General features: G+C 35.9%; 12 protein-coding genes and 1 riboswitch. All 12 genes read left to right on the top strand.

The window, feature by feature from the left end:
* Positions 1-127: 127 nt before the first annotated feature.
* The 12 genes from ACIQZG_RS20600 to ACIQZG_RS20545 all read left to right on the top strand — a co-directional run bounded on the left by ACIQZG_RS20600 (position 128) and on the right by ACIQZG_RS20545 (position 12405).
* Complete coding sequence (locus ACIQZG_RS20600) at positions 128-1018, top strand: PhzF family phenazine biosynthesis isomerase (protein ID WP_402757389.1); 891 nt, start codon at positions 128-130, stop codon at positions 1016-1018.
* Between the two features lie 381 nt (positions 1019-1399).
* Positions 1400-1577, top strand: a riboswitch (cobalamin riboswitch).
* 118 nt (positions 1578-1695) lie between these two features.
* Positions 1696-1917 carry a glutaredoxin family protein gene (locus ACIQZG_RS20595; RefSeq protein ID WP_402757387.1) on the top strand — a complete coding sequence of 74 codons (222 nt, stop codon included), beginning with the start codon at positions 1696-1698 and terminating at the stop codon, positions 1915-1917.
* A complete protein-coding gene (gene nrdI / locus ACIQZG_RS20590) occupies positions 1917-2276 on the top strand; it encodes a class Ib ribonucleoside-diphosphate reductase assembly flavoprotein NrdI (protein WP_402757385.1) in 360 nt (119 codons plus the stop codon). Before ACIQZG_RS20595 ends, nrdI begins: the two co-directional genes overlap by 1 nt.
* Positions 2273-4366, top strand: coding sequence for a class 1b ribonucleoside-diphosphate reductase subunit alpha (gene nrdE / locus ACIQZG_RS20585; RefSeq protein ID WP_402757383.1), 2094 nt, complete (start codon positions 2273-2275; stop codon positions 4364-4366). Before nrdI ends, nrdE begins: the two co-directional genes overlap by 4 nt.
* Positions 4354-5322, top strand: coding sequence for a class 1b ribonucleoside-diphosphate reductase subunit beta (nrdF, locus tag ACIQZG_RS20580; RefSeq protein WP_402757381.1), 969 nt, complete (start codon positions 4354-4356; stop codon positions 5320-5322). The genes nrdE and nrdF overlap by 13 nt, the downstream gene beginning before the upstream one ends.
* A 12-nt stretch (positions 5323-5334) precedes the next feature.
* Positions 5335-5772: a dUTP diphosphatase gene (gene dut, locus ACIQZG_RS20575; RefSeq protein WP_402757379.1), complete on the top strand. Its 438-nt coding sequence runs from the start codon at positions 5335-5337 to the stop codon at positions 5770-5772.
* A 323-nt stretch (positions 5773-6095) separates the two neighbouring features.
* Positions 6096-6785, top strand: coding sequence for a YjjG family noncanonical pyrimidine nucleotidase (locus tag ACIQZG_RS20570; protein WP_402757377.1), 690 nt, complete (start codon positions 6096-6098; stop codon positions 6783-6785).
* A 206-nt stretch (positions 6786-6991) separates the two neighbouring features.
* On the top strand, positions 6992-7906 hold the full coding sequence (locus ACIQZG_RS20565; RefSeq protein WP_402757375.1) for an S-layer homology domain-containing protein: 915 nt from the start codon (positions 6992-6994) through the stop codon (positions 7904-7906).
* A 370-nt stretch (positions 7907-8276) separates the two neighbouring features.
* Complete coding sequence (locus ACIQZG_RS20560; protein ID WP_402757373.1) at positions 8277-9737, top strand: alanine/glycine:cation symporter family protein; 1461 nt, start codon at positions 8277-8279, stop codon at positions 9735-9737.
* 313 nt (positions 9738-10050) lie between these two features.
* Positions 10051-10710 carry a TetR/AcrR family transcriptional regulator gene (locus tag ACIQZG_RS20555; RefSeq protein WP_402757371.1) on the top strand — a complete coding sequence of 220 codons (660 nt, stop codon included), beginning with the start codon at positions 10051-10053 and terminating at the stop codon, positions 10708-10710.
* Positions 10711-10725: 15 nt separating this feature from the next.
* Positions 10726-11499 (top strand): CPBP family intramembrane glutamic endopeptidase, encoded by a 774-nt coding sequence (locus tag ACIQZG_RS20550; protein ID WP_402757369.1) that lies wholly within the window; start codon positions 10726-10728, stop codon positions 11497-11499.
* 699 nt (positions 11500-12198) lie between these two features.
* Positions 12199-12405, top strand: a complete 207-nt coding sequence (locus ACIQZG_RS20545; RefSeq protein ID WP_402757367.1) for a hypothetical protein — start codon at positions 12199-12201, stop codon at positions 12403-12405.
* The last annotated feature ends 312 nt before the right edge of the window (positions 12406-12717 follow it).

Raw genomic sequence — 12717 nt, 5'->3', positions numbered from 1 at the left:
TTAAAAAAATGAGCTGATACTTCAAAATGAATAGTATTGGCTCTTGTCATTTACGATGCAGTAAAAGAATGGGGTATCGAATAGTTAAAGTAAGGCATGATTTTTACGATTGAAGGAGGTACGTATTTTGGCAAAAGTAAGTATAAAGCACATTGACGCGTTTAGTTCCATTCCAGAGAAAGGGAATCCAGCTGGTGTTGTATTGAATGGCGAGGATTATACAGAAAAACAAATGCTCACTATTGCTGCAACAGTTGGATTTAATGAAACAGCTTTTGTTGTTTCTTCGAACATTGCTGATTTTCGAATTCGTTACTTTACACCTGGACATGAAATGAATTTATGTGGTCATGCGACAATGGCAACGATTTATGCTCTAAGAATGAATGGACTTTTAGAAAAATCAGCTTTTACAATTGAAACGAATGCAGGTGTATTGCCGATACAGACTTGTGAAAAAAATAATCAATTACTAATCACTATGCAACATGCAAAACCACAGTTTCAATCATTTAGTGGTTATAAGTCTGATTTAGCAGCTTCCATTGGATTACGAGAAGATGATTTACATTCAGAATATCCAATTGTTTACGGAAGTACAGGCATTTGGACTTTAATTATCCCGATTAAAGAGTTATCAAGCTTTTCAAAAATGACACCCAACACCGAAGAATTTCCGAAGGTATTATTTGAGATGCCAAAAGCTTCTATACACCCTATCTGTTTTGAAGTGCGAGATCAGGGAAGTGATCTGCATGCTCGTCATTTTTCATCTCCTTATTCGGGTACTATTGAAGATGCAATTACAGGAACAGCTTCAGGTGTGATGGGCGCGTATTATAAAAAGTATGTAAATGAAAATATTAGTTTGCCTGCGACACTTATTGTTGAACAAGGACATGAAATCAATAAAGATGGACGCGTATATGTACATGTAAAAGAAGAAAAAGAGCAACTAGACATCTCTATCTCAGGTACGGCTGTTTTTGTGAAGAATATTGAGATTGAAATAGAATAATCCATCATATGGGGACATTCTTTAAAGATTCGCCTGCCATCAGGGTAGCAGGGTTGGCTAGGCTTTACCTTGTGAAATGAGAATGTATACGACAACAATTCTAATAAGGGAATTTATGAGGTACTTTCTTTGTCAGTGGCCTCGCATAAAGTTTTGGTGTCCGATAATATATCGTTACTTTTGCTTATGCTATACTATATTGGCTGTTAGCGAACCATTGTACTAGAGTGATAGGGATTTAAAGAGTAGATTATTAGCAAGTTATTATATTGAGTCATTTGACGAAAAATATAGAATAGTTTGATTTTAAGGAATTCCCTTTTCTAGATTTACTTTTTATTTGAAGGATGGTACACTTAGTTCTATTGAAAAAACAATATATTGTGTTCGTTTTATCAAGGTACTACTATATGTAGTTTAAAAGGGAAGTTCGGTGCAATACCGACGCTGTCCCCGCAACTGTGAAGCTGACGATGATTAAAGCCACTGTGCATCTGCATGGGAAGGAAATCAGAGGATGAAGCAAAGCCAGGAGACCTGCCTATATAAAACAAATCAATCATTTCTTCGGGGAATAAGAAATGGGGACGTCACCTTTTTGGGTATTTTAAACGTTTCTATTTCAGGCTATCTCTCTAAGAGATAGCCTTTTTTATATTTTGAAAAGAGGGATTTAAATGAAACTGTATACGAAAACAATCTGTCCAAAATGTCTTTGGGTAAAATCGGAATTAAAACGTGCAGGACTTGAAGCGGAAATTGTGAACATTGATCACGACGAACAAGCAAAGCAAACAATTATTGAAGCAGGCTTTTTAAGCGTACCTGTTCTTGAAGTAAAAGGAACATTTATAGGAGATGTAAAAGAAATAGTTTCTCAAATTGAGATGATTGCCTAATGATAGTTTTTGCTAGTCGTACAGGGAATGTTCGAAGTGTTGTTTCTAAATTAGGGGTGGAATCGATTGAAATCTCTGAAGGATTACTGTTAGATGAGTCCTATCTTTTAATAACATACACAGACGGATTAGGTGATGTCCCTGAAAAAGTGACTCGTTTTTTAGAACAAAACAAGGAGTTTTGTAAGGGAGTAGTTGTCAGTGGCAATAGTAACTTTGGGCATACAGTATTTGGCGGTGCCGGAGAAAAAATTGCAGCAACGTATGATGTTCCCTTAGTGCGTAAATTAGATTTACGAGGATATCAAGCTGATTATGATGCAATACAAATGTTTTATGAAATGAGAGTGTTGGGATGAAAACATATTTAAAGCTTAATAATGATGTACTGAATCGTTATAGCACAACAGGTCAACTAGAGTTAGAAAAGGATCGTGAAGCAACGCGCCGTTACTTTTTAGAATATGTAAATGTGCGTCTACGTTATTTTATTGATATCGAAGAAAAAATTCGCTATTTAGTCGATGAGGGTTACTATGAAAAACAATTTATCGACAAGTATGATATGGAATTTATTAAACAGCTATACAAGAAAGCCTATGATTATAATTTTCGTTTCCCATCCTTTATGAGTGCGAGTAAGTTTTATGATAGCTATGCAATGAAAAGTCGTGATGGGGAAGAAATTTTAGAAAAATATGAGGACCGAATTGTCATCATAGCTTTATATTTAGCACAAGGTGACACGGTCTTAGCTGAACGTTCGGTAGAAGCTATGATGGAAGCATATCAACCTGCAACGCCAACAGCATTAAATAGTGGGAAGAAAGCACGTGGCGAATTAGTAAGCTGTTTTAAATTATCAATGGATGACTCCATGAATAGTATTGCTGAAAATATTGGTTATTGTTTGGAGCTATCACGCCTTGGTGGTGGAGTGGGGGTAAACCTAACAGATTTACGTCCATTAGGTGATCCGATTAAAGAGATTTTAAATCGTGCAAGTGGCGTAATCCCAGTCGCTAAACTTTTAGAAAATTCTTTCAGTTATTCAAATCAGCTCGGACAACGAAATGGCTCAGGAGTTGTCTATCTAAATATTTTCCATGCAGACATTGAAAATTTTATTTCATCAAAAAAACCGAATGCCGATGATAAAATTCGTCTCGCAACGCTATCAACGGGAATTATTATCCCAAGTATTTTCTTCGAACTCATGAAACGTGATAAAGATATTGTGTTGTTTAGTCCATACGATATATTTAGAGAATATGGAAAGCGTATGTCTGATATTTCGATTTCAGAGATGTACTATGAATTCCTTGATAATCCGAATATCCGTAAAATTAAGCGTTTGAATGCGCGTAAGCTTTATACAGAAGTGAAAAAAGCACAATTTGAATCAGGCTATCCATTTGAAATTTTTGATGATAATGTCAACGATGTGCATCCACTCAAAAATATCGGTCGAGTAAAAATGTCAAACTTATGTACAGAAATTTTACAAGTACAGCAAACAAGTATAATTACTGACCAAGATGAACCGAATGAATACGGGTTAGATGTATCGTGTAACTTAGGGTCAATTGATATCCATGCAGCAAGTAAAGTAAATGATTTTGGAACGTTAGTTGATACAGCTATGCACCTATTAACGAATGTGTCACAAATGACGAACATCAAGAATGTACCGTCTGTTGTAAAAGCGAATAAATTAATGCATTCAGTAGGGCTTGGTTGTATGAATCTACATGGCCACCTGGTTACAGAGGGAATCATGTACGGCTCGAAGGAATCGATTGATTTTATGGATCATTTTATGGAAGCGATGAACTATTATTCACTCAAATCATCAATGGAGATTGCCAAAGAAAGTGGCGAAACATTCTACCGATTTGAGGATAGTGATTACGCTTCAGGCATTTATTTTGGTCAATATGTAAATAAACTCGAAGAAGAATTATCTCCTGTAGTGTTAAAAGCACTTGGTAATATTCCAATCATTACGACAAAGATGTGGGAAACATTAAAGCAGGATGTTATGCAATACGGTTTATTCCATTCATATCGTTTAGCTATTGCACCAACTGGTAGTATTTCATATATTCGTAGTTGTACAGCTTCAATTGCTCCAAGTACAGAGCGTGTAGAGGTACGTGACTATGCGGATAGTCGAACAATTTATCCAATGCCGCATTTAACGAATGAGAATAGCCATTTATATGTAGAAGCATATGATGTTAATCCTTATGATTTAATCGATTTATATGCAGCTTCTCAAAAGCACGTAGACCAAGGCATTTCGATGACACTTTATGTGACTGACAATTGGACAACAGAACAATTGGCTAAAATCTACATTTATGCATGGGTAAAGGGGATTAAGTCCGTTTACTATGTACGCCAACGATTACAAAGCTTAGAGGAGTGTGTAGCATGTCAAATTTAATTTACGAGGCGGTCAATTGGAATAAGCCAACTAGTGAACTTGCACAAGTATTTTGGGACCAGCAATGGAAGCAAATTTGGTTTCCTGAAGAAATTGCAGTAAGTAAAGATATTAAACAGTGGAAGAGTTTTGAACATCAAGATACGTATAAAAAAGTATTTGCTGGATTAACATTACTTGATACAGTTCAGACAAATATCGGGATGAATCGTGTTGCTGCATATACAACAGATTTACAAGAAAAGGCTGTTTTAACCGTTTTTGATTCATTTGAGGCGATACATGCCAAATCTTATTCTTATATATTCACAACGCTTTGTACGAACGAAGAAATAGACGAGCTATTTGAATGGGTAAAGAAAAATGAATACCTTCAGTATAAGGCGAATAAAATTGGGGATATTTACAATAGTATTGAAGAAGGAGATTCAGAGAGCTTATGGAAAGCGATGTTCGCATCTGTTATGCTCGAATCTTTCCTTTTCTACTCTGGCTTTTTCTACCCATTGTACTTAGGAGGACAAGGTTTCCTGCGAAATAGTGCAGAAATCATTTCGCTTATTTTACGTGACGAATCCATTCATGGAGTGGCAGTAGGCTTTTTTGCTCAAAATTTATTTAAGCAGTTTTCAAAGGAAAAACAAGAAGAGTTAAATTTATGGGGTTATGAATTATTACTGGATTTATATCAAAATGAAATGAATTATACAGATGATATCTATGCCGAAACAGGTTTATCTCCTGAGGTAAAAGCGTATGTTCGCTATAACGCTAATAAGGCGCTCATGAATATCGGATTTGATCCGATGTTCCCAGAAGAAGAAGTTAACCCAATTGTGATGAATGGTATTCGCAATGAAGGCTCCACATATGACTTCTTTTCACAAAAGGGTTCTACGTATGCAAAAGCAAAAGTAGCACCGATTACAGATGACACATTTAATTTTAATCGTTAAGGATGAATAACAATGAACTTAGAAGTAAAAATCAAAAGAATCCACGCTGAAGCATTACTCCCTATGCAAGCCAATCCAGGTGATGCTGGAATGGATCTCTATTCAATTGAAGAAGTAGTGATTCCAGCGGGAGAAGCCAAACTAATTAAAACAGGTTTACAAATTGAATTACCAAAAGGAACGGAAGCCCAAATTCGTCCGAGAAGCGGACTAGCATTAAAACATAGTGTAACAGTGCTAAATAGTCCAGGCACAATTGATGAAGGCTACAGGGGAGAAATTGGTGTTATTTTAATTAATCATGGTAAAGAATCATTTATAGTTGAAAAATCAATGCGTATTGCTCAAATGGTTATTCAATTTGTCCCTTCCGTTCAACTAATAGAAGTAAATGAATTATCGCAAACGGTTCGTGGAACATCTGGATTTGGAGCGAGTGGAACGAAATAATATTAATAAAACAGGTATGTTGATTAAGTAAATTTTACTACCACTATTAAAGTGAAAAGTTGATTTCCGCTACTGGAATTATAACGCACCGGGAAGGTATAGAGTTGCGATATTCCGCGAAAGCGCTAAAACATGAAGTGCAAGAAGCGGTGCAAAAGCGTTTGTTGGTACATAGTAACTCTGCACATAAATAGTGCAGAGTTACTTTTGTCAAATGGAGAAGGAGAAACGGCAAGTACTTTTCTACTGTTATTTTTGAGAAAACGCGATATGATAGAGAAAGCAAGGCGGCAAGACCGTACGAAAGAAAGTAGGAAGATATATTGGGTAAGTATGAAACACTATTATTTGATGTGGATGACACATTACTAGATTTTGATGTAGCTGAGAATGCTGCGTTAACTCGTTTATTTGAACAAGAAAATATTACAGTAACACCCGAAATGCTTGCACGTTATAAAGAAATTAATGAAGACTTGTGGCGTGCCTTTGAACGTGGGGAAGTAACTAAAAACGTACTTCATAACACACGGTTTTCGAAATTTTTTAAGGAATATGGCATTGATGTAGATGGTGAGTATTTTGAAGGCGAGTTCCAAAAATATTTGCAAGAAGCTCATTATTATGTCGAGGGTGCTTACGAAGTCATCGAGCGATTGTCAAAAGAGTATGATTTGTATGTCGTATCGAATGGTAAGACAATAACGCAAAATAAACGATTAATGGATGCAAATTTAGCGGGATACTTTGAGGATATATTTGTATCGGAGCAAACAGGTTATCAAAAGCCGATGATTGAGTTTTTTGATTATGTATTTACACGTATTGATGGACTTGATAGAGACAAAACATTGATTGTTGGGGATTCACTGACGTCTGATATAAAAGGTGGCTTACGAGCAGGTATTGATACATGCTGGTTTAACATTCGTGACATTGACAATACAAGTGATGTTCAGCCACACTATGAGATTAAAAAGTTGTACGAATTACATACTGTATTAGCAAAATAAAAACGATCCCCGTGTGTACAAGATACTTTACGGGGATTATTTGTGTAAAGGGATAAAAGTTGAAAAGTGACGGATAGAAATCATAAATAGACGGATAAACGCCGCTTATTGATATAGAGAGTAGAAAGGTCTGCGCTAAAAATACTATATTTTTATGTAATTGAATCTATTATGATAGTAATAGACATACTGAAGGGAGAGGAGATATGAAAAAGACAATTCAAATGGCAGCGATGGTTGCATTGCTAGGCACAGCGATTAGTGCGCCGATGCAAACATATGCATATCAACTGCCAACAAATTATGTACATACGAAAACTGACAATATGATTGTGTATTCAAAGTATGGGGCAAAAATTTCAGCATCTGAAAAAGATGGGAAATTCAGTGTGAAAGCCAATATTGTGAGTAATCGTCAGCCGCTAGAAGTGGAGATTTTTAAAAACGGTCATACAGGTGTATTAAAGCAAGTAATGAAAAAAACAATGGAGCCAGTAGCGTATCGTGATGAAGGGGACCGTGTCATTGCTACAATTCACGGTAATGCTGATTTGCAATTTGTTCATCCACCAGTAAATAATTTTCAGGATATAGCGAATTCGTCATATGCAATGTATATTACAGCATTAGCGGAGCGAGGAATTGTGAATGGTAGAACACCAGATTATTTTGGTGTAAACGAAACATTAACACGAGCACAGGTAAGTGCATTAGTAGTACGTGCCTTTAGTCTTCAGCAAGTAAGCTCAACGCAGTTTAAGGATATAGAGACGAAAAAATCATGGTATAGCGGGTATGTAGGGGCTTTAACTTCATTAGATGTTATGAAAGGAAAGTCGCATAACGAATTTAATCCGAACGGCAAGCTTACACGCCAACAAGCGATATTAATACTTGGTCGTATGTTAGATGCTGTTGACTTTGTACCAAATGAAGAAATTGAAGCTTTCCCATATAGTAATATTTTGAATTTCGATGAAGAACTAGATCAACATACATCAACGCTATATGCATTAGGGGCTATTGATTATGATGAAATAATGAAGCCGACGCAAAGGATCACACGTGGTCAATTTGCCAAAATGCTGTATAAAGTATTACAAGAATCAGGAAGATTATAATAAAGGTAAAATAACCACTCATTTATGTTTAAAAATGAGTGGTTATTTTTTTGTTATCATTTTGTGTTCTTCTGAAAAGGACATATTAATGTATTTTTCAGGAGGAATGTATTTTTTTTAGGGTAAATTTAGTGTACTCTTCCAATAAACTAGATATTACAACTAGCTAAAAAATATTGTTAATATAGGTGTTGGTATAAAAAATGTGTATTAAATAGTGCTTTGTGTATTGGGAACGCGTGGGAGTACGTGTTCTTTCTTTATTTAGTTTCGATTTTTGATGAAATATAAAAAAAGTTCTTGTGTTTCTAGGGTGGATAAATTATAGTGATATATAATAATCAAACTACAGCGAAGAAGGTTTTTTACAGTGGACAGATTTGTTGAGATAGTGAATGGCATTTTGTGGGGTCCTTGGCTTGTGTACGGTATTCTCGCAGTTGGCTTGCTTTTCACATTTATGACACGTGTTGTGCAAGTGCGCCTTATTAAAGATAGTGTAATGTTAATGTTTAAAGGTGAAAAATCAGAAAGTGGTGTTTCTTCTTTTGAAGCACTTTCAATGGCGTTATCAGGTCGCGTTGGAACAGGTAATATTATTGGGACGGCATCAGCAATTGCATTTGGTGGTCCAGGTGCAGTGTTTTGGATGTGGGTGACAGCATTTATTGGTGCGTCAACAGCATTTGTTGAGTCAACCCTTGCACAAATTTATAAAGAAAAGAAAAATGGTGTATATCGTGGGGGTCCCGCCTTTTATATAGAAAAAGGAACAGGTAAGCGTTGGTTTGGAACATTGTTTGCCATTGCTGCAATTTTAGCAACGGCATTTTTAATTCCAGGTGTACAAGCAAATGCGATTTCTAGTGCGATTGACAATGCATTTGGCATTGAGCCATGGATTACGGGTGCATTTTTAGTTGTGATTTTAGGCTTTATCATCGTTGGTGGGGTTAAACGTTTTGCGAAAACAGCAACAATACTTGTACCATTTATGGCAGTTGCCTATTTACTCATGGCGTTCGTTATTATTGTGATGAACATTTCGCAAATACCAGAAGTTTTAGGTCTTATTTTCCGTAGTGCATTTGGCGCTGATGCGGTATTTGGGGGAATGGTCGGATCTGCGATTGCATGGGGGGTTAAACGAGCAATCTTCTCAAATGAAGCAGGGCAAGGGAACGGTGCTCACCCAGCAGCGGCAGCAGAAGTTTCTCATCCAGCTAAACAAGGTTTAGTACAATCATTCTCAGTTTATATCGATACATTGCTAGTATGTTCAGCTACTGCATTAATGGTGTTGTTCATGGGGACATATAACGTGCAAGAAGGTAGTGCAACGGGGGCATTAGTACAAGAAAATGCAGCCGGTATTACTTACACTGATTTTACACAAGCAGCGGTGAGCAGTGCATTCCCGAATTTCCAAAGCTTTGGTTCAGCATTTGTAGCAATAGCTCTATTTTTCTTTGCTTTTACAACTATTCTTTCATATTACTATATTGCAGAAACAAATGTGGCTTACTTATTTAAAGGGAAGAAGGAAGTTATGGCGACTTGGTTTATTAAAGCGGCTGTAATGGGAACATCTTTCTATGGTACGGTGCGGACATCAGATTTAGCATGGGCATTCGGAGACGTTGGTCTTGGTTTAATGGTGTGGGTCAATATTTTAGGGATGTTATTGATGGTGAAGCCAGCAATGATTGCGTTAAAAGACTATGAAGCGCAGCGTAAAGAAGGGAAGGATCCAACATTCCATCCAGAAAAACTAGGCATTAAAGGCGCAGAATTTTGGATAGCGTACAATGAAGAACGTAAAAATAAATAATTAAGAACGAAGCCGATGCTATGTCAAGCATCGGCTTTTAAGATTCTATTGGCTAGGAAGGTGGATATTTTTGCGAGCATAGTATAAAAACATCTTTATAAATGATTTGTCTTGTCTTCCACAATAACTAAATCAAGTATGGTTTTATTTCAAGTTAGTACGGTGGGGTATGTCTAAAAGAAAGATAGTAATTACAAGGGTGAAATGTAATTGGGTTAAAATGACTATAGTGTCATTTTGTTGTTGAAAAGTAATAGGTAATGAAATACAATAAAGATGACAATGGTGTCATTTTAAAAAGGAGGTGTTAATTATGCCAAAGGTAAGTCATGAGTATGTAATCAGAAAGAAAAGTAGCATATTAGAGGCTGCGTTATCGGTATGTAAAGTTAAGCCACTCCATGAAATTACGATGAGAGATATCATTAAAGCATCAGGTATAAGTCAAGGAGGGATTTATCGCTATTATGCGGATTTAGATGAAATACTTGTTGAAATCATTAATCAAACTAATGCGAATGCAGACTATAAGCAGGCCGTAGATGCAATCATTGAAAATAGCAAGGCTCCTCAAGAGAAAATAGAAAAGCTATTTACTTTTCTCGGTAACTACATAAAAGAAAACCTATCAACGGTTGGCAAGATTCAATTTGAACTTACAATCTTATTTGCGAACAATCCAGAGAGACAAAAGAAAATTTTATCGAATATCACTGAAAATGAAAGTGGACAATATTTGGTCGAGCAGTTATTTAGTACTATTCAACAGGGGATTTCTTCAGGGAGCTTTCAACCAGAAGTGTCACCAGAAGATATATTTACTTTTATTATTACATCTATTGACGGCATTGTAAGAGATGTTGTTTTACAAAAATGTTATGGTATGTTCGAAAATGAACAGGTGCAATGTGACGAAATTCGTCTTATGAATACTTTATCCAAGTCCGTACTATTATTATTGGGGTCTAAATAAGGGGGAGGTTCACAAATGTGGAAAGAGATAAGAAGGTTTCTATTCTATACCTTTGTTTCGTCGTGGATACTATGGGGTGGCTTAGCGGTATTAACACAGCTAAATGTGATCAAGTTTGGAACTGCATTTTCAATGATATTGTTTATTATGGGCGGTGTTACACCTGCCGTTTGTGAGGTATGGCTGAAACAGAAATATAGTTCTAAAGAAGAGTTTCAATCATTTATTAATAGTATAAAAAATCCTAGACACCCATTATCATGGTACTTGTTTACAATCGGACTTGCGTTTGCTGCTTGTTTCTTGCCGACTCTTTGGGGTGGGGCATCGACGGAGAATCCGTTATATCTAGCATTGCTTTTATTCCCGATTATGATTATCGGGGGAGGTTTGGAAGAAATCGGCTGGCGTGGCTATTTACAGCCTACGTTAGAAAAGAAATGGTCGTCATTCACAAGTACGCTTATTGTGGGTGGTATTTGGGCAATATGGCATCTGCCATTGTGGTTCGTCGTGGGCTCAAATCAAATGAGTATGAACTTTCTCTGGTTCACTTTAAGTGCTTTGGCATTATCTTTTCTGCTGACAGTCATTTATACATCAACCAAAAGTATTTTTCTGTGCATTATTTTCCACGCCTTAATTAACTCATTCTGGGTGGTATATATTCCAGATACACATGTCGCGTCTGGTCTATTTACACTTTTGTTTGCGTTGTTTATTTTTACTGTATTTGAGCTATATCGAAAGAAGAATAACATCAAAGGGAAAAATTCACTTCAAAAATAGCGATTTTCCCACGTCTGAGATAATAATTGATAAAAGGTACTTTAAGATTGGGGAGTGGAGCAATGTCAATATTATTAATTTTTATAATGCTAATGGTTGTGAGTTTGTTTATTAACGGTATTCTTTCATTAATTTATAAGAACAAAGAAAAGTTTGATAAAGGATTTACATTTGCTTTCGCTAAATTGAGTTATAGAAGAAAGATGATCCGGACTATGTGGTCTTTACCTCTAATGATTCCTGTATTCGTTATATTAAATTCATCAATTATTATGCATTCTTATGAGAAACAGTTTATTTTTATATCTTTGGTATTTCTTTTCCTTATACAAATGGCCTATAACTATTACAAATGGAGAAAGAATGAGAATAATTGTCTTTAAACAAAGGGAAAAGTGTATTGAAGCAAAACTTATTGGCAATATCGTTCGGACGTATTAAATTTCACGGACATTCAAATCTTAGCGCGAAGAATAATACGTTTAGATGGTTCAATTGGTGCTGAGGTAATTGAAAATGAAATGGTCAGCACATGTGATTGGCAAATGGATGAAGGGAAAATGTGAATGATATCAGGTCATTGAAGGGCAGTTAACTAGTTAATATCCATACATAGAAGTCGCACTCAAATGAGGTTTGGCTTTTTATTATGAAACTTTCCAACCAATTATACGTAAGTGATTGTAGGGGGGATGTAGCTTGACGAAAATTTATATGGTATCGATCAGGGAAGAAATAGATGGTCAAGAAGGTGAGCGGAAGGCTAAGGAAATTGTATTTACTAAAAAATCAGGACTGAAAGATTTTTTGCAAAAAGAGGGATTTAGTAAGGAATCAAAGAATCTATATGTAAAAATTAAGGAAGAATCCATGGTTGTTGCGGAAGTTGAAAAAGTGAAGATTTAATCATTTTGGAGAGTCAGTTCAATACAGGGTATTTACGGTATGAACAAGGAGATTATTCTGTTGTATATGCTTGTAGATAAAGGTTTCAATTGAAGTACCCTTATTCCTCATGAAAAAGAGGACTACGGACCATACTTTGTTCGTAATTCTAAATAATATGGTGTTTAGTTCATTTAATAATGCTCTTACTTTATTCTTTGAAGTGATATTTTTATATTTGAGTTGATTTCATAATTCCGATCCCTTCGGTATCAAGGGCTTTCAAACAATAAAAAAAGGGCACCTCCCCATTTTGGTATAATTTAAGCGACT

The sequence above is a fragment of the Lysinibacillus sp. NPDC096418 genome (genome assembly GCF_044762775.1).
Taxonomy (GTDB): Bacteria; Bacillota; Bacilli; order Bacillales_A; family Planococcaceae; genus Lysinibacillus.
Note: the sequence above shows the minus strand (reverse complement) of the source record. Positions and strands in the feature narration are given on the sequence as shown.